Origin of the sequence: Campylobacter sp. CFSAN093238 (genome assembly GCF_012898015.1) — a bacterium.
Taxonomy (GTDB): Bacteria; Campylobacterota; Campylobacteria; order Campylobacterales; family Campylobacteraceae; genus Campylobacter_D; species Campylobacter_D jejuni.
Window position 1 is genome coordinate 241,519 of sequence record NZ_CP040611.1, and the last position, 17,176, is coordinate 258,694.

Consider the following 17,176-nt stretch of genomic DNA (forward strand, 5'->3'; position numbering starts at 1 on the left):
CACTTAAAAATGAGGAGGGATTTATGAAACTAAAATTATCTTTTTGTACATTAATGGCATTTGGTTTTTCTAACTATCTTTTTGCTTCAGCTATTGATCCAAAGTTATTTTCAAGAATATCTTGATTTTGCCAGTAATAAAGGCAAATTTCAAGTAGGTCAAATTGGCTTTTAAATTTTAGCAAAAATCCTAGTCAAAATATCTCTTTTAATGTGTCTATGATTGATTTTTCTACTTCAAATCGTGGAGGAAAATTCCAAGGAGAATTTACCAATATAGGACAATCTTATATAGTCAGCGCTTCTCATATGAGTACAAGTTTAAATACTGGGAAGTAAATAAAGGCTATGTGAAACAAGGTAGTGTTTTACACTTTGGAGGGGTAGCAAATAGAATCGTAAGCTCAAGTGATAATTTTACTTACAAAAAAGAAAATGTGGATTTTGCTGTTTTAAAAATGAGTAAGATTAGTCTCAATAAAAGTGCAAATTTGAGTAAAGATTTAAATCTTATTGAAAAAAATTCTGGCGATGGTGGAGATTTTATGAATACAAGGATCCATTTTGGGATAGTTGTCAAAGTGGAAAATGTGATTATTCAAAAGGTAAAGGCAAGCTTTTTGATAGTTCGCGTTATGAGTACTTTGCAAGAGAGGGAAGTGGTATTGTAGCTTTAGGTTTTGAAGATACAAATAAAGTACCCATTAAGATTTTTGATTCTAATGAAATCAATTTAGGAGGTTTTGTCAGTTTAACTCCTAAAAATACTGAAGATAAGCGTTTTAAGTTGCAATTTCTTAATTATACCAATGATAAAAGAAATTCTTTTACAAGTTCTTCAATATCCTGGGATTCTGGAAGTGGAGTTTATGTTTATGATAAGATGGATAAAAATGGTATTTAGTGGGTGTGGTAAGTACGAGTAATTGTAATGTCCATTTTACTATGGATATACTTGTTTACAGGTTGATTATGCTTTGATCAATCAAGTAAAGATCAATGAATTTTAAAATGCTCATAAAGTAGCCATAGGATCTGGAACTTATACACTTAGTAGCGATGGTTTGGTGAAAGATGGTAAAAAAATAGAAAATGTAAGTTTGATTTCTAAGACTAATGTGGGTTATGTAAGCTATAAAAATTCTTTTGATGATAAAAATAATTGTGATAAGAGAATTGAAGAAATGCAAAATAGCAAGGATTTGTATTTTTCTCAAAATGGAAGTATAAATTTAAATAGCGATGTGGATTTAGGCGCTAGTGTTTTAAATTTGATAAAAATTTAAATTGGCAAATAACAGGCGATAAATGGCTTATACATGGCGGAATTTATGCTGATAAGGTTCAAGGTAGAATATAATGTTAAAACCAAAAAAGATGATTTTCTTTATAAAATGGGTGAAGGAGAGCTTGTTGTCAAAAGTCAAAGTGTGGATACAGGACTTAGAATGGGTGAGGACCAAGGTAAGTCTTGAGGGTGAAGGTTTAAGTTTTGGCGAAATTTATATGAATGGCAGAACTTTGGATTTATCAGGCTTAACATTAAATTTTGATCAAATTAAAACTGACTCTAATAATGTTTTTATCACAAGTTCTTAATCAGGAATACATTTAAATTTAGAAAACAAGCAAGATTATCTTTATCATGGCAATATCTTTTCAGATGAAGCTGTAACAATGAGTGCCAATACAGACAAAGCTTTGATTTTTGATGGTAATATTTACAATAAAGAAGGTGTTTTTAGGACAGAAAATGCCAAGTTAAATTTTCAAGGACATGCTAGAATACACGCTTATGTAAGCAAAGAACAAGCTAAAAAACTTCAAGAACATGGTTTAAGTGCTTTAACTAAGCCTGTAAGTTTTACACAAGAAGATTGGGTTTTTGTTTTAAAAGAGCTTAATTTAGAAAAAAAGCGAGTTTTATTTAGGGCGTTAATGTAAGCTTAAAAGTAGAAAACCTTAATGCTAAAAATTCCAAAATAGAGCTTGGAAGTAAAAATTTGCGGATCGATGAAAAAGATGGGGAAAATATTATTAATAAGACTGATGATTATTCTTATGGAGATGTTGTATAAACAGGAGTTGGCAAAGAAATGGCTTTTGAGCAAAAGCTTTAAAATACCCAAAATGCTAAGATAGAAAAGGTTTATTTTAGTGTAAATTTAAATCTTGATCATTCTGATGTTACTTTGCAAAACACATTTTTTAGTGGTAATATCAAAGGTATCAATGATACGCAAAAAAATCTTGCGATTAAAGATTCTTTGTTTGAGTCTCATATACAAATGAGCAATCTTCAAGTAGAAAAAAGTGCTATTTATAGGAAAGTTGATGCAAAAAAAATTAAGTGCAAATAATACAATATTTAAAATCAATGTGGATTTTGAAAATTCTAAAGCAGATTATATTAATTCTAAGGAAAGCACACAAGGAGTAAATAATACTTTAGTATTAATTTTTTCTTAATAATCCTAGTAAAAAGCGGGTTAAATATCTTGCTAGCTCATTTAAAAGATGAAAATAAACATTTAACAAAGGAATTTTTTACTATACCAAATGTGAGCAAGGTTTTAGTACGTATACCCCAAATGTTGTTTTTTCTCATAATGAGGAAAATTTTGCCCAGAGTGGAATTTAGAAAAAATTGATTCTAAGATTAAAGATGAATATTTTTTTACTAATGATAATACTCAAGCTATTGTAAAAACTAAATCTATACTTGCTCAAGCTATTTTAGGCTCCATGATAGGAGTGGAATAATATGCATAAAAGAATGGGGGAATTACGCAATAATCCTTATGAAAGTGGTGTATGGTTAAGAACTTTTGGATGGGGTACGAGTGATGAGTATAATAGTGGAAAATACTTTGAAATTCAAAGCGGACATGATAAATTAAACGAGTATTCGAATTTCGAGCTTTACAGTGGAGTAGGGTTTTTATAGTGATTTTGTTTTAGATATATTTATTATCAAAATGAAATAAATGCAAATTTTATTCCAGGAAATCAAGGTAGATTAGATGATAATGATGGTTCGCATAATATTATCTTAAGTGCTGAGTTAGGTTATAGAAAAGCTTATGATAAATTTTATCTTGAGCCGATTTGGAATTTATCAGTGGTTATGTAGGAGCTATGGATCTAAAAGGAGATATTGCTAGTTTAAAACGATTTTCTTATATTCCTTTAGTCGTAAAAACAGCATTTTTTATAGGAAGTCAAAATTAAAATTTAAATTTTAGAACAGGACTTGGTTTGTATGTGGATCCGATTAAAGCAGGAGATCAAATCTTGGAGGATCAAGCAAGTCAGAGAAGATATGAAGGAAAAAAGATCAAAGAATGTTTATAAATTTAGGAAATGATTATAAGCTTAACGATAAAACACGCTTTAGTTTTGAATTTGAAAAGACATTTTTTGGCGATTTAAATGTAGATTGGAGTGCAAATGCTAATTTAAGATATAGTTTTTAAATAAAAAATAATTTAAAAATTGTATTTTTATTTTAAGCTTTTTTGTTTATAATACTTGCTTTTACATTTAAAGGATAAAGATGAAAATAAAAGTTGGGATTTTAGGAGCGAGTGGTTATGCAGGCAATGAGCTTGTACGCATTTTGCTTAATCATCCCAAAGTTGAAATTTCTTATTTAGGTTCGAGTTCTAGCGTGGGGCAAAATTATCAAGATCTTTATCCTAATACCCCTTTAAATTTATGTTTTGAAAACAAAAATTTAGATGAACTTGAGCTTGATCTTTTGTTTTTGGCTACTCCGCATGAATTTAGTGCTAAGCTTTTAAATGAGAATTTATTAAAAAAGATGAAAATCATTGATTTAAGTGCGGATTTTCGTCTTAAAAATCCTAAAGATTACGAGCTTTGGTATAAATTCACTCATCCTAATCAAGATCTTTTGCAAAATGCAGTTTATGGACTTTGCGAGCTTTATAAAGAAGAGATAAAAAAAGCAAGTTTGGTGGCAAATCCAGGTTGCTATACCACCTGTTCTATCTTAAGTCTTTATCCGCTTTTTAAAGAAAAGATCATTGATTTTAACTCAGTTATCATTGATGCAAAAAGTGGAGTAAGTGGAGCAGGAAGAAGTGCTAAGGTGGAAAATCTTTTTTGTGAAGTTAATGAAAATATCAAAGCTTATGGTTTAGCTTCGCACCGCCATACTCCTGAAATTGAAGAGCATTTAAGCTATGCGGCCAAAGAGAAAATCACTCTACAATTTACCCCTCATCTTGTGCCTATGCAAAGAGGAATTTTAATCAGTGCTTATGCAAATTTAAAAGAGGACTTGCAAGAACAAGATATACGCGATATTTATACAAAATACTATCAAAACAATAAATTCATAAGGCTTTTACCGCCGCAGTCGCTTCCGCAGACTCGGTGGGTTAAATCAAGCAATTTTGCGGATATAAATTTTAGTATAGATCAACGCACAAAGCGTGTTATTGTGCTTGGTGCTATTGATAATTTAATCAAAGGTGCAGCAGGACAAGCTGTTCAAAATATGAATTTAATGTTTGATTTTGATGAAGATGAAGGACTTAAATTCTTTGCAAATTTGTAAAGGATAAAAATGTTAATACGAGCTATGCAAAAAAGCGATTATGAAGCCGTTTATAAGCTTTGGTGTGAGATAAAAGGCTTTGGGATAAGAAGCATTGATGATAGCAAAGAAAATATAGAAAATTTTTTAGATAGAAACCCAAATCTTAGCGTTGTAGCAGTGATTGATGAAGAAATTGTAGGAAGCATACTTTGCGGGCATGATGGACGCATAGGAGGATTTTATCATGTATGTGTACATAAAGATCATAGAAAAAAGGGTATAGCACACGAGATGACTAAATTTTGTCTTGAGGCTTTAAAAGCTCAAAAGATTAATAAAATCGCCTTAATCGCTTTTAAAAACAATGATTTAGGCAATGAGTTTTGGAAACATTATGGTTTTACTTTAAGAGAGGATGCGAATTATTACGATCTTTCTTTAAATGAGTATAATCAAACCAGCTTTAATGCTTAAGGAATGATCATGCAAAAATATTTAGAAAAAGCCAATGTCTTAATCGAAGCTTTGCCTTATATACGCAAATTTAATTCCAAGATTATACTTATAAAATACGGCGGATCAGCTATGGAAAATGAAGAGCTAAAGCATTGTGTGATGCAAGATATAGCTCTTTTAAAACTTGTGGGTTTAAAGCCTATCATTGTACATGGTGGAGGAAAAGATATTTCTGCTATGTGTGAAAGATTGGGCGTAAAGAGTGAGTTTAAAAACGGCCTTAGGGTTAGTGATAAAGCCACTACTGAAGTAGCCAGTATGGTTTTAAATCATATCAATAAAAATTTAGTCCATAGTTTGCAAAATTTAGGAGTTAAAGCCATAGGGCTTTGTGGTAAAGATGGCGCGCTTTTAGAATGTGTGAAAAAAGATGAAAATTTAGCTTTTGTTGGCACGATACAAAAGGTAAATTCGAAAATTTTAGAAGAGCTTTTAGAAAAGGATTTTTTACCTATCATTGCTCCTATTGGCATGGATGAGGATTTTAATACTTATAATATCAACGCTGATGACGCAGCTTGTGCGATCGCCAAGGCTTTAAGGGCTGAAAAACTTGCTTTTTTAACCGATACTGCAGGACTTTATGAGGATTTTAGTGATAAAAATTCTTTGATTTCTAAAATTAGCCTTGAACAAGCTAAAATTTTAGCTCCTAAAATAGAAGGTGGTATGCATGTAAAATTAAAATCCTGTATTGATGCTTGTGAAAATGGAGTCAAAAAGGTGCATATTTTAGATGGACGCGTGAAGCATTCTTTATTGCTTGAGTTTTTTACTGATGAAGGTATAGGCACTTTGGTGGGTTAAAGGATGAAAATGGATTATAAAGAACAAAGTCATATTGTCCCTGCTTATAAGCGTTTTGATATAGTTTTAGAAAAAGGGCAGGGGGTTTATCTTTTTGATGATAAGGCTAAAAAATATCTTGATTTTTCAAGTGGTATAGGTGTTTGTGCTTTAGGATATAATCATGCTAAATTTAATGCTAAAATCAAAGCTCAAGTGGATAAACTTTTACATACTAGCAATTTATATTATAATGAAAACATAGCCGCTGCAGCTAAAAATTTAGCCAAAGCTAGTGCTTTAGAGCGTGTTTTTTTTACAAATTCTGGTACAGAAAGTATAGAAGGAGCGATGAAAACAGCTAGAAAATACGCCTTTAACAAAGGTATTAAGGGTGGACAATTTATCGCTTTTAAGCATTCTTTTCATGGGCGTACTTTAGGGGCTTTATCGCTTACTGCTAATGAAAAATATCAAAAGCCTTTTAAACCTTTAATTTCAGGGGTTAAATTTGCAAAATATAATGATATTTCAAGCGTTGAAAAACTGGTGAATGAAAAAACTTGTGCCATTATCTTAGAAAGCGTGCAAGGAGAAGGTGGGATAAATCCTGCAAATAAAGATTTTTACAAAGCCTTAAGAAAGCTTTGCGATGAAAAAGATATATTATTAATCGCTGATGAAATTCAATGTGGCATGGGTAGAAGTGGAAAATTTTTTGCCTATGAGCACGCACAAATTTTGCCTGATATCATGACTTCAGCTAAGGCCTTAGGTTGTGGGCTTAGTGTGGGTGCTTTTGTAATAAATCAAAAGGTAGCAAGCAATTCTTTAGAAGCAGGCGATCATGGTAGTACTTATGGTGGAAATCCTTTAGTTTGTGCAGGAGTGAATGCAGTTTTTGAAATTTTTAAAGAAGAAAAAATTTTAGAAAATGTCAATAAACTCACGCCTTATTTAGAGCAAAGTTTAGATGAGTTGATAAATGAATTTGATTTTTGTAAAAAACGCAAAGGCTTAGGGTTTATGCAAGGGCTGAGTCTTGATAAAAATGTAAAAGTAGCTAAGGTCATTCAAAAATGCCAAGAAAATGCACTTTTACTGATAAGTTGCGGGGAGAATGATTTGAGATTTTTACCTCCTTTGATTTTGCAAAAAGAACATATTGATGAAATGAGTGAAAAGTTAAGAAAGGCTCTAAAGAGTTTTTGATAAATTTTGTAAAAAAAGTTTATTCTTTCCCATCTACTATAGGCACAAATAAACATTCTTCTAAAATTTCTTTTTGTAAATTTGTGCCATTTTTTCTAAGGCGTGTGATGAATTGTTTGCCATTGTGTAAAATAGGAGCAACTAAAATACCATCATCGCTTAATTGATCGAGTAAAATTTCAGGAATTTGTGTCGCATAAGCAGAAAATAAAATCCTATCATAAGGAGCATAATTTTTCCAGCCATTTTGTCCATCATCAAATTTTACATTGATATTAAAAAGTTCTAATTCTCTGAAAGTTTGAGCGGCTTTTTTGGCTAAATTTTCTATGCGTTCCATGGTAAAAACACGCCTTATGACTTTGCTTAAAATCGCAGCTTGATAGCCACTTCCACAACCTATCTCTAAAATACTATCAGCATTTTTAAAATCTAAAGCCATAGTCATTTTAGCTACAGTTAAAGGTGAACTAATCCATTGAGAATTTGCTAAAGGCAAAGCATCAAGGCGATAAGCATGGGCTTTTAAAGGAGAAAAAATTTCACGCGGAATTTGACAAAAAGCATTAAAAAGCTCTTCATTGATAAAAACTTTTTGTGCAATTTCTTCAGCCATATTTTGACATCTTTTTTGTTCAAATGCGTTCATTACTTCTCCTATAAATTTAAATAAAAATTGTAACTAAAAAAGTTGAAATAGAGTTAAACTTAGCTATACTTAAATAAAAAGGAAAAAAATGCTTATAAAATTTAAAAATCATAGTCCCAAACTAGGTCAAAATGTTTTTGTTGCAGAGGGCGCTAAAATCATAGGAGAAATAGAAATAGGAGATGAAAGTAGTATTTGGTTTAATTGTGTTTTAAGAGCCGATGTTAATTTTATAAAAATTGGCAAAAGAACCAATATTCAAGATCTTAGCACAGTTCATGTTTGGCATAGGGAATTTGATAAAAAAGGAAAGTTAAAAGATACTGGTTTTCCTACGATAATAGGAGATGATGTAACTATAGGACATAATTGCGTTATCCATGCTTGTGTGATAAAAAATCGTGTTTTAATCGGAATGAATGCTGTTATCATGGATAGTGCTTTGATAGAAGAAGATAGCATAGTGGGTGCTGGAAGCGTTGTAACAAAGGGTAAAAAATTTCCGCCACGCTCTTTGATACTTGGAAATCCTGCAAAATTTGTGCGTGAATTAAATAATGAAGAAATAAACTTTCTAAAACAATCCGCTTTAAATTATGTGGATTTTAAAAACGAGTTTTTAAAAGATCTTCAGTGATATTTTGAAGTTTAGGCGAGAGTTTTACTTCAAATTTCACAAAACGATCAAGATCTAAAAAATTCTCATCGAGTTTTGAAATTTGCTCTTTTGTATAATCTTGAATAGTATTTAAAGATGACTTTTTAAGAAGTCTTTTTTCTTTGTAGACTAATTTTAAAAGTTCTTTGCGTTCTAAATTTTCATCTTGATTTGGGTTTTCGTCAAAAACATAAAGCTCATCAAAAAGGATTTTTTGCGTGTTTTTATCATAAACCCTAAAAAGCTTTTTAAAATGAGGTAGGGTTGATTTTTCGTTATTTTCGCTAATTTTGATTTTAGGTTTTATGCCTTGATCTTCTAAGGCTGCGAGTTTATAAACGCAACTAAAAATAGGGTCACTTGAAGCAGTGATCAATCTTTCGCCTACACCAAAGATATCAATAGGTGCATTTTGTTCTTTAAGTTTTTTAATGCTCCATTCATCAAGGGCGTTAGAAACTATGATTTTACATTTTTGAAGTCCTGCTTGATCAAGTTCTTGTCTGATTTTCAAACTCAACTCAAGTAAATTTCCAGAATCTATTCTCACGCCGCCTTCTTGAATATCAAATTCTTTAAAAACTTTAATCGCATTTTTAAGTCCGCTATTTAGACAATCATAAGTATCGATCAAAAAAACAGGATTTTTTGGATAAATTTTCACATAAGCTTTAAAAGCTTCAAGTTCATTTTCAAACATTTGCACCCAAGAATGTGCCATAGTTCCATTGATAGGGATATTATAAATTTTTCCTGCTAAAGTACAAGCACTTCCTATGCAACCTCCTATAAAAGCTGCTCTTGCTCCTTTTAAGGCTGCTTCACTTCCTTGTGCTCTGCGTGAACCAAATTCTAAAATTTTACTGTCTTTAGCTGCACGCACGATACGATTGGTTTTGGTAGCAATAAGGCTTTGGTGGTTTAAACTTAAAAGTAAAAAAGTTTCTAAAAGCTGTGCTTCTATGGTTGTAGCTTTAATACATAGCAAAGGTTCGTTTGGAAAAATCACTTCTCCTTCACGCATAGCATAAATTTCACCCTTAAATTTAAAGTTAGCTAAAAAATCTAAAAATTCTGTATCAAAAATACCTTGTTTTCTTAAAAATTCTATATCTTCTGCATCAAAACTCAAATTTTCAACAAAGTCTAAAATATCTTCAAGACCTGCAAAAATAGCAAAAGATCCTGAATCTGGAATTTTTCTAAAAAATATATCAAAATAACAAATTTGATCTTTTTTATTGTTTTTGAAATAGCCTTGAGACATTGTAAATTCATAAAAATCACAAAGCAAGGTTAAAGAAGTTTTAGAAGTCATCAAAGCTTATACTACCCTTAGAATAATTCGTTACTTTACTTTCAAAGAAATTGCTCTTTTGATCGTTAAATTTTGAAAAATCATCTACCCATTTAATAGGATGTTTTGCATTGTATAACTTATCTAAATTGATCGCGCTTAATCTTTGATCTACAAGATAATGGATATATTCTTCTATGATATCATCAGTAAAGCCCATGATTTGATTTTGAGTGATGTATTTACCCCATTTGATCTCAAGATCTCCAGCTTTTTTAAACATATCATAAATTTTATTGATATTTTCATCATGGAATAAATCAGGTCTTTCTTTGCGTACTGAATTGATCATATTTTGAAATAATAAAAGATGTGTGATTTCATCTCTTTGGATAAAGCGGATCATTTGTGCTGAACCTAGCATTTTTCCTGCACGTGCAAGTGCGTAAATGGCAGTAAAACCACTATAAAAATATACTCCTTCTAAAATTTGATTTGCCACCATAGCCAAAAGAAGTTTATTATCATCTACATCGCCTGCTAATTCTTCATAAATGCTTGAAATAAAGTCATTTTTTTCACGCAAAGTTTCATCATGCTTTTCCATTTCATAAATCAAATCTGTATTATCGCAAATCGCTTCTACCATAACAGCGTAAGATTTTGAATGGTTTGCCTCTTCATAAGCTTGGCGTGCCAAAACCGCATTGATTTCAGGAGCTGTGATGTAAGGGTTGATATTATCTGCTAAATTATTGGTTTGAAAACTATCCATAGAAATAAGCTGACTCCAAACCAAATCATACATTCTTTTTTCACCTACAGTTAAATTACAGCGATAATCAAGTGCATCTTTAGTTGTATCCACTTCTTTTGGAAACCAAGTATTTGCCTCCATTAAATCCCAAAGTTTTAAAGCCCAGGTATATTTTGCCTTAGTGAAATTTAAAATTCCATGTGGGTTACCATCAAAAATTTTACGATCTCCTAGGGTTTCGTTTGAACTTGGATTGTAAATTCTTTTTCTTTGCATTTTTAACCTTTCTTTATGCTTTTAGTAGCTATACAACTTTGAGTTAAAATATCGTGTAAATTTAAACGATCTTTTCTTACAAAACTGACAAATAAACCAAAGAGTAAGCCAAAACTTATAATAAATATCACATATCTTAGTAAAATTCTAAGAAAACTTAGTTTCTTTCCCGTTTTTATATCAATAAGATATAAATCATATGCTTTAAGACCTGGGCTTTGTGCCTTTTTTGTTAAAAAAATAGCTTGAATCAAACCAAATAAAAAAGTACATAAAGTTGTGATAAAATGGTTGTTTAAAAAAGCTTCTTTAGAGCCTAATAGAAAATAAAATAAATACAAAATAGGAACATAAATAAGAAAAATATCTATAAGCAAAGCTCTAAATCTTAGCCATCTAGAGCTAATTTTTGCTTTAGTTTTCATTTAATTTCCACGGCTTCCTGGTTTTATAGCTTTACTCCCTTTTTTACAAAGTGGACAATTTGTTTCATCATAAATTTCAAATTCAAAATTTCCTAGAGTAAAGAGTGGTAAATTTTCAGGTAATTTCGCATTATCTTTTCTTGGAGATTTTAAATTTTCTACTGCACAAAAACCACGATTTGCCAATGCTGCAAAACCTACAACAATGCCACCTAAACTTTCAATGATTTTTGCACTCTCTAAAGCACTACCACCTGTAGTAATGATATCTTCACAAATTATAAATTTTTCACCCTTTTTCACCTCAAAACCACGTCTTAAAGTCATTTCTTTATTTACTCTTTCAGTGAAGATAAAACGTTTACTACAAGCTCTCGCAAGCTCATAACCTGCTAAAATTCCACCTAAAGCAGGAGAACAAATGCTATCAAATTCTATCTTATAGCTTGCAATAATCTTTGCAAGTTCATCACAAAGTTTTGCTGCTAATTTTGGATTCTCTAAAACTTTTGCACTTTGAAGATAAAATTGCGAATGTTTACCTGAACTTAGTAAAAAATGCCCTTCTAAATAAGCACCACAACCTTTATAAATTTGCTCTAAATTCATCGTTAAACCTTTAAAAGTTCACTTTCTTTACTTTTTACACTCTCATCAATTTTTGTTGTATAGGTGTCGGTAAGTTTTTGCACTTCATCATAAGCTTTTTTTGCTTCATCTTCGCTTATTGCCTTATCTTTTTCTAGTTTTTTAACTGCATCGTTGGCATCTTTGCGTATATTTCTTATAGAAACTTTTGCCTTTTCACCCATAGCTTTAGCTTGTTTTACATTTTCTTCTCTTTGCTCTCTAGTCATCGGAGGGAAAAATAATTTTACACTTTCGCCGTCATTGTTTGGATTTACACCGATATTTGCAGCTGCAATAGCGCTTTCTATGGTTTTTAGTAAAGGTTTTTCCCAAGGAGTGATGCTAATAGTTGAAGCATCACTTGCTAAAACAGTTGCTACTTGATTTAAAGGAGTTTGAGTTCCATAATAATCCACTGTAATATGATCTAAAATATGGGTATTAACTTTTCCAGTTCTTAAAGTGGTGAAGTCTTTTTTTAAGGCTTCTAAAGATTTTTCACTTTGGGTTTTTTGTTTGTTAAAAATTTCATTTAGCATTATCATTTCCTTTGATTATTTACTTGAATTAACATCGCTTGGAAGTTGTGGTGCACTTGGAGCGATAGAATTTGTGTTTGGGGTAGCAGGCACAATAGGAGCACTTGGAATAGTAGTATTGTTGTTTTCTACTTTAATTTTCTCTGCTAGAGAGTCTTTGCTAGCTTTATTGTATAAATAACCAAGACCAATAGTATTTGCAATAAGTAAAATTCCCATAACAAAGGTAAATTTTGCCAAAAATCCAGCTGGTCCTTTGGCGCCAAATAAACTTTCATTGCTTCCACTATAAGCTCCAAGTCCTATACTTGAACTTTTTTGAAGTAAAACTGCTATACAAATAACTACAACGATGATAAATTGTAAAATGATTAAAAGAGTGATCATTGAAAATTCCTAAAAGTTAATTTTTAAATGATTATTTTAGCTAAATAAAACTTGAAAAGTTTTGAAACTTGAAAAGTTTTTGTGAGAAAAATCCCACAAAAATTTATCTGCTATTGAAGCTTCTTAAGATATTAAGTAAAGATACGAAAAGATTAACAAAATCAAGATAAAGTGCTACTGCACCTTCGATTGGAGTTTCATAATTTCCGCGGATAATATTTTGCGTATCATAAAGAATGTAAAATGAAAATAATATTGCAGCTACTGCTGAAATAGCTAGATTAACTATACTGCTTTGGAAGAAAAGGTTTAGTAAAGATGCTGCTACAATAACGATTAATACTATAAATAAAGCTTTACCCATAACAGTAAAATCTTTTTTTGTATTCATAGCAAATACACTAAGTCCTGCAAAAGCAACTGTTGTTAAAGCAAAAGCTTGAGCGATGATAATTCCTCCAGCTGGTAGAGCTAACACTGAAATAAGCAAAGGTGTAAGCGTTAAACCTGAGCAGAAAGTAAAACCAAAAAGCAAAACAAGATTTAATGGAGCCTCTCTTTTTTTCCATTGCAAAGCAAATAAAAGTCCGATTTCAACAGCAAAAAGGATCCAAAAAGTTACTTGTGATTGTATAAAAAATGATGCTAAAGCAAAAATTCCTACATACGCACCTACTGTTGCAGCTAATAATGAAGCAGCAAAAAGTTGATAAGTTTGTTTAATAAAAATACTTAATTCGCTTGAGCGTGTATTTTCAAATTCTTTTGATCTTGAGTAGTCTCTATCATAAAGACTCATAAAATTCTCCTTGCAAAATTGTTAGATTTTTTAAAATCTTGAGCGAAATCTAACATATTAGACTAAATAAAAAGTTAATTTATATAATATCTTTATGATTAAATGAAATCTTTGCTGAAATTTTGTTATAATTTCAAGATTTTAGTTTCAGGTTGGTTTTATGGAAAATCTTATTAGTGGTGCGATTAAGTTTATGCAAGAAGACTTTAAGGAGCATGAAGAACTTTTTGAAAGTCTAAAAAATAAGCAAAATCCCCATACTCTTTTTATAGGTTGTTCTGATTCTAGAGTAATTCCAAATTTGATCACCAATACGGGTCCAGGTGAGCTTTTTGTAATACGAAATATTGCAAATATAGTTCCACCTTATCGCATTGGGGAAGATTACTTAGCGACAACTTCAGCAATAGAGTATGCTTTAAATTCATTGCATATTAAAAATATCGTCGTTTGTGGCCATAGTAATTGTGGAGGTTGCAATGCTCTTTATTATTCTGATGAAGAGTTAAATAAAATTCCTAATGTGAAAAAATGGCTTACTATGTTAGATCCGATAAAAAAAGATGTAATGATTTTTGCAAGAGACGATTTGGCTATGCGTTCATGGCTTACAGAAAAATTAAATTTAGTAAATTCTTTGCAAAATATACTTACTTATCCAGGCGTGCAAGAAGCTTTAGATGAAGGAAAAATAGAAGTACATGCTTGGTATTATATTATAGAGACAGGTGAAATTTATGAGTATGATTTTAAAGCAAAAATTTTTACTTTAATACAGGATAGGAAAGTTCAATGAAAAAAATTATTTTTAGTTTATGTTTTTTTATTTTATACCTTGGAGCACAAGAATTTAAATTTATTGATGCAAATATGAGTAAAGAGGATGAAGGAATTTATGCTTTAGTTGAAAAATATGTTGATCTTAACAATCAAATTAAAGAATTTAAGAAAAACAATGATGAAAATTCAAGCACTTTTAATGGTATTTTAAGTGAATTTGAAAAAGACAAAAAGACTATTTTAGCAAAAATACCCGATATGATAGTAGGACAAAAGATTAATGAAGAGGCAGTGGCTAGATTTTTAAAAGCAAAAGAAAAATTACTAGATGTTCAAAAAAAGAATATTAATAAGCCTTATATTTATACAGATGCCACTCTTAATCTAGTTTATTTTAATATTGTGGAAAGTTTTTATTCTTCTTTGTTTGAAGTGGAAAAACTTTTTAAAAATACAGCAAGCAGTGAAGATTTGATTGCTACTGTTGATAAGGCAATGGAAAATTTACAAAATTCTTCTAATGTTAATTTAGATAGTTTTAAAAGCAAAATTACAAATTCAGAAGAATTAGAAAAAATTACCCTAAAAGAAAGATATATCAGTAATGCTGTAGATTCTTATTCTGAAATTCTTAAGTATTTACGCTCAAATGCAGATTTGCTTGAAAGTAATTATATTTTTTCATTACTCGAGCTTCAAGTTTGGATAGATCGTATAAATGAGGCAATTGGGGTAAGTTTTGTTAATATCGGAAAAATAGTAATTTCTGCTTTGGTTTTAGTATTTTTTATATCTTTAAGACGTTTTTTTGCAAATATAGTATATTTTTTCCTTGTTCAGTTTTTTTATAGAAATAAAAATGATGTAGATGATATTAAAGTCATTTTTATTGAGAATATTAAAAAACCCGTAGGCTTCTTGTTGATTGTCTATGCTATTTCTCTTTGTCTTACTATAGCAACTTATCCTGCACCTTTGAGTGTAAATTTAAGTAATTTTTTTCATATAGTTTATGCAGTTTTAATTGCATGGCTTATTTTAAGAATGCTTGATGGTTATGGCGTGGTATTGGTTTCTAAACTTGCTCAAAAAAGTGGAAAAAAAGAAGTTGTAAATTTAATTATTAAAATTTTATATTTTGTCATTATTATTATAGCTTTATTATATATTCTTGCTCAACTTGGTTTTAATATTTCGGCTATTATTGCATCTTTGGGAATTGGTGGTTTAGCTGTTGCTTTAGCGGCGAAAGATATCATTGCAAATTTCTTTGCTTCTATACTCTTACTTTTTGATAATAGCTTTAATCAAGGAGATTGGGTAGAGGTTTCAGGCATAGAAGGAACCGTGGTTGAAACAGGACTTAGAAAAACTACTATTAGAACTTTTGATAATTGTCTTGTATTTTTACCAAATTCAACTATTATGGGAGCTAATATCAAAAATTGGAGCAAAAGACGCATGGGTCGCCATGTTAGAATGTATTTGGGTGTTGGTTATGATGCTACTCCTGAAAAACTAGAACAATGTGTAAAAGATCTAAGAGAATTTTTGCATACAAGTGATTTAGTAGCTCACGATGAGGATAGCGCATTAAAATATGGCGATCATACAACAAAATATCGTCAAAATCTTGTATCTATTAATGATTTAGAAGGCTATAAAAATGCTTGTTATGTGGCTTTAAGTGAATTTGCAGATAGTAGTATTAATATAGAGCTTTATTTTTATATCAAAGAAATAGGTGGAAAAGATTTTAGAGAAGCTAGACAAAGTTTAATGCTTGAGTTTATGCGTATAATTGAAAAAAATGGTTTAACCTTTGCTTTCCCAAGTCGTAGTATTTATATAGAAAATTTACCACCCCTTGATTTGCAAGCAAAAGCTATAAAATAGTAAGATTTTATCTTGCTATTTTTTAAACCGGCATAACGCGTATATTTGGGCTTAATTCTTCTTGTAAAATCGTTTCAATAGCATAAAGTGTTGCACCACTTCCACTAGAACAACCACTACAAGCACCAAGATAACGAATATAAACATCAATTGCTGCACCTTCAGCCTTTTGTATGTCAATCACTTCTAAATCCCCTCCATCATTATGAAGCATAGGGCGAATTTCAGCATCTAAAACACTTTCAACTGCTTTTAATTGTCCTACTACAGTCATTTCATCAAAAGCCACATCACTTTTCATTGTATTTTTGAGTTTTTCTCTATCCATCTCAGCTCTAGTTTCAGCTAAAATATCTACAAGGTAATAATCTCTTTTTTCATGTCCGCCTGGTTTGATACAGGATTTGCAAAAAGCACCCGCTTTAGTATATTGTGTGATTTCTTCTACGCTATGCAAATCATTAAGTTTAATCACCTCTTTAATAGTTCCAAGACTTACCCTAGCACACTCGCAAACTATAATCTGATCTTCAAAATCTTCAGGACTTATGCCTTTATAATGCGCTGCTGCTTGTTTGATTACATCATAAGCCATAACCGAACAGTGCATTTTTTGAGGTGGAACAGCTGGAGTTTCTGGATTATCACGCATAGCAAATTCCACATCTAAATTTGTGATTTTTACTGCTTCATCTACAGTTTTTCCTATACAAAGATCCACCATAGTATCACTACTTGCTATAGCTGTACCACAACCAAAACTTTTAAATTTTGCATCGATAATTTTATCAGTTTTTTCATCTACAAGCCAAAAAAGTCTTACTGCATCGCCGCAACTTTCTGCGCCAAAATCAGCTACGATCAATTTTGCATTGCGTGCTTTAGCATCTTCTTCACTAAATTCTCCCATATGTTGAGGATTATTCATTCTATCTTGAACTTTTTGTGAATACTCATCCCAAATGGATCCACCAATTAAACTATTTTTTCCCATTTTTCATCC

At 30.9% G+C, this 17,176-nt stretch carries 16 protein-coding genes and 1 pseudogene; 8 read left to right on the plus strand and 9 right to left on the minus strand.

Going from position 1 to position 17,176, the window contains the following annotated elements:
* The first annotated feature begins 23 nt into the window (after positions 1-23).
* From FBF21_RS09065 to FBF21_RS01345, 5 genes and pseudogenes are all read left to right on the plus strand, one after another.
* Positions 24-3,475, plus strand: a pseudogene (locus FBF21_RS09065) (S6 family peptidase).
* A gap of 80 nt (positions 3,476-3,555) precedes the next feature.
* Positions 3,556-4,584, plus strand: a complete 1,029-nt coding sequence (gene argC / locus FBF21_RS01330; protein WP_002869484.1) for an N-acetyl-gamma-glutamyl-phosphate reductase — start codon at positions 3,556-3,558, stop codon at positions 4,582-4,584.
* Positions 4,585-4,593: 9 nt separating this feature from the next.
* Positions 4,594-5,040, plus strand: coding sequence for an N-acetyltransferase (locus tag FBF21_RS01335; protein ID WP_002869483.1), 447 nt, complete (start codon positions 4,594-4,596; stop codon positions 5,038-5,040).
* 3 nt (positions 5,041-5,043) lie between these two features.
* On the plus strand, positions 5,044-5,889 hold the full coding sequence (argB, locus tag FBF21_RS01340; RefSeq protein ID WP_079263603.1) for an acetylglutamate kinase: 846 nt from the start codon (positions 5,044-5,046) through the stop codon (positions 5,887-5,889).
* A gap of 3 nt (positions 5,890-5,892) precedes the next feature.
* Entirely contained in the window at positions 5,893-7,080 is a 1,188-nt protein-coding gene (locus FBF21_RS01345; protein WP_079263602.1) for an aspartate aminotransferase family protein, read from the plus strand.
* Positions 7,081-7,099: 19 nt separating this feature from the next.
* Here the strand turns inward: FBF21_RS01345 and FBF21_RS01350 are convergent, their stop codons facing one another.
* Positions 7,100-7,729: a protein-L-isoaspartate(D-aspartate) O-methyltransferase gene (locus tag FBF21_RS01350; RefSeq protein WP_002869480.1), complete on the minus strand. Its 630-nt coding sequence runs from the start codon at positions 7,727-7,729 to the stop codon at positions 7,100-7,102.
* An 88-nt stretch (positions 7,730-7,817) separates the two neighbouring features.
* On the opposite strand from FBF21_RS01350, the gene FBF21_RS01355 reads away from it, so the two are divergent.
* Positions 7,818-8,366 carry a gamma carbonic anhydrase family protein gene (locus FBF21_RS01355; RefSeq protein WP_002869479.1) on the plus strand — a complete coding sequence of 183 codons (549 nt, stop codon included), beginning with the start codon at positions 7,818-7,820 and terminating at the stop codon, positions 8,364-8,366.
* Here FBF21_RS01355 and FBF21_RS01360 read toward each other — a convergent pair.
* The 7 genes from FBF21_RS01360 to FBF21_RS01390 all read right to left on the minus strand — a co-directional run bounded on the left by FBF21_RS01360 (position 8,335) and on the right by FBF21_RS01390 (position 13,497).
* Complete coding sequence (locus tag FBF21_RS01360) at positions 8,335-9,708, minus strand: nicotinate phosphoribosyltransferase (RefSeq protein WP_079263601.1); 1,374 nt, start codon at positions 9,706-9,708, stop codon at positions 8,335-8,337. The two genes, FBF21_RS01355 and FBF21_RS01360, sit on opposite strands and share 32 nt — an antisense overlap.
* Positions 9,695-10,717: a ribonucleotide-diphosphate reductase subunit beta gene (locus FBF21_RS01365; RefSeq protein ID WP_002860621.1), complete on the minus strand. Its 1,023-nt coding sequence runs from the start codon at positions 10,715-10,717 to the stop codon at positions 9,695-9,697. The genes FBF21_RS01360 and FBF21_RS01365 overlap by 14 nt, the downstream gene beginning before the upstream one ends.
* A gap of 2 nt (positions 10,718-10,719) precedes the next feature.
* On the minus strand, positions 10,720-11,142 hold the full coding sequence (locus tag FBF21_RS01370; protein WP_002859398.1) for an RDD family protein: 423 nt from the start codon (positions 11,140-11,142) through the stop codon (positions 10,720-10,722).
* The gene (gene pyrE, locus FBF21_RS01375; RefSeq protein ID WP_002869477.1) at positions 11,143-11,751 is read right to left on the minus strand and encodes an orotate phosphoribosyltransferase; all 609 of its coding nucleotides are present in this window, start codon (positions 11,749-11,751) and stop codon (positions 11,143-11,145) included.
* A gap of 2 nt (positions 11,752-11,753) precedes the next feature.
* A complete protein-coding gene (gene frr / locus FBF21_RS01380; RefSeq protein ID WP_002860618.1) occupies positions 11,754-12,317 on the minus strand; it encodes a ribosome recycling factor in 564 nt (187 codons plus the stop codon).
* Between the two features lie 9 nt (positions 12,318-12,326).
* Entirely contained in the window at positions 12,327-12,698 is a 372-nt protein-coding gene (gene secG, locus FBF21_RS01385) for a preprotein translocase subunit SecG (RefSeq protein WP_002854650.1), read from the minus strand.
* Between the two features lie 103 nt (positions 12,699-12,801).
* The gene (locus FBF21_RS01390; RefSeq protein WP_002851668.1) at positions 12,802-13,497 is read right to left on the minus strand and encodes a Bax inhibitor-1/YccA family protein; all 696 of its coding nucleotides are present in this window, start codon (positions 13,495-13,497) and stop codon (positions 12,802-12,804) included.
* A gap of 160 nt (positions 13,498-13,657) precedes the next feature.
* On the opposite strand from FBF21_RS01390, the gene FBF21_RS01395 reads away from it, so the two are divergent.
* Both FBF21_RS01395 and FBF21_RS01400 read left to right on the plus strand, forming a co-directional pair.
* Positions 13,658-14,293, plus strand: coding sequence for a carbonic anhydrase (locus tag FBF21_RS01395; RefSeq protein ID WP_002859401.1), 636 nt, complete (start codon positions 13,658-13,660; stop codon positions 14,291-14,293).
* Positions 14,290-16,173 carry a mechanosensitive ion channel family protein gene (locus FBF21_RS01400; RefSeq protein WP_002871842.1) on the plus strand — a complete coding sequence of 628 codons (1,884 nt, stop codon included), beginning with the start codon at positions 14,290-14,292 and terminating at the stop codon, positions 16,171-16,173. Before FBF21_RS01395 ends, FBF21_RS01400 begins: the two co-directional genes overlap by 4 nt.
* A 22-nt stretch (positions 16,174-16,195) precedes the next feature.
* Here the strand turns inward: FBF21_RS01400 and FBF21_RS01405 are convergent, their stop codons facing one another.
* On the minus strand, positions 16,196-17,167 hold the full coding sequence (locus tag FBF21_RS01405) for an iron-sulfur cluster assembly scaffold protein NifU (protein ID WP_002861028.1): 972 nt from the start codon (positions 17,165-17,167) through the stop codon (positions 16,196-16,198).
* Positions 17,168-17,176: the final 9 nt, after the last annotated feature.

Bases quoted from the DNA above. Each gene is read 5' to 3' on its own strand.
- argC (WP_002869484.1), top strand. From the start codon at position 3,556: ATGAAAATAAAAGTTGGGATTTTAGGAGCGAGTGGTTATGCAGGCAAT.
- FBF21_RS01335 (WP_002869483.1), top strand. From the start codon at position 4,594: ATGTTAATACGAGCTATGCAAAAAAGCGATTATGAAGCCGTTTATAAG.
- argB (WP_079263603.1), top strand. From the start codon at position 5,044: ATGATCATGCAAAAATATTTAGAAAAAGCCAATGTCTTAATCGAAGCT.
- FBF21_RS01345 (WP_079263602.1), top strand. From the start codon at position 5,893: ATGAAAATGGATTATAAAGAACAAAGTCATATTGTCCCTGCTTATAAG.
- FBF21_RS01350 (WP_002869480.1), bottom strand. From the start codon at position 7,729: ATGAACGCATTTGAACAAAAAAGATGTCAAAATATGGCTGAAGAAATT.
- FBF21_RS01355 (WP_002869479.1), top strand. From the start codon at position 7,818: ATGCTTATAAAATTTAAAAATCATAGTCCCAAACTAGGTCAAAATGTT.
- FBF21_RS01365 (WP_002860621.1), bottom strand. From the start codon at position 10,717: ATGCAAAGAAAAAGAATTTACAATCCAAGTTCAAACGAAACCCTAGGA.
- FBF21_RS01370 (WP_002859398.1), bottom strand. From the start codon at position 11,142: ATGAAAACTAAAGCAAAAATTAGCTCTAGATGGCTAAGATTTAGAGCT.
- pyrE (WP_002869477.1), bottom strand. From the start codon at position 11,751: ATGAATTTAGAGCAAATTTATAAAGGTTGTGGTGCTTATTTAGAAGGG.
- frr (WP_002860618.1), bottom strand. From the start codon at position 12,317: ATGATAATGCTAAATGAAATTTTTAACAAACAAAAAACCCAAAGTGAA.
- secG (WP_002854650.1), bottom strand. From the start codon at position 12,698: ATGATCACTCTTTTAATCATTTTACAATTTATCATCGTTGTAGTTATT.
- FBF21_RS01390 (WP_002851668.1), bottom strand. From the start codon at position 13,497: ATGAGTCTTTATGATAGAGACTACTCAAGATCAAAAGAATTTGAAAAT.
- FBF21_RS01395 (WP_002859401.1), top strand. From the start codon at position 13,658: ATGGAAAATCTTATTAGTGGTGCGATTAAGTTTATGCAAGAAGACTTT.
- FBF21_RS01400 (WP_002871842.1), top strand. From the start codon at position 14,290: ATGAAAAAAATTATTTTTAGTTTATGTTTTTTTATTTTATACCTTGGA.
- FBF21_RS01405 (WP_002861028.1), bottom strand. From the start codon at position 17,167: ATGGGAAAAAATAGTTTAATTGGTGGATCCATTTGGGATGAGTATTCA.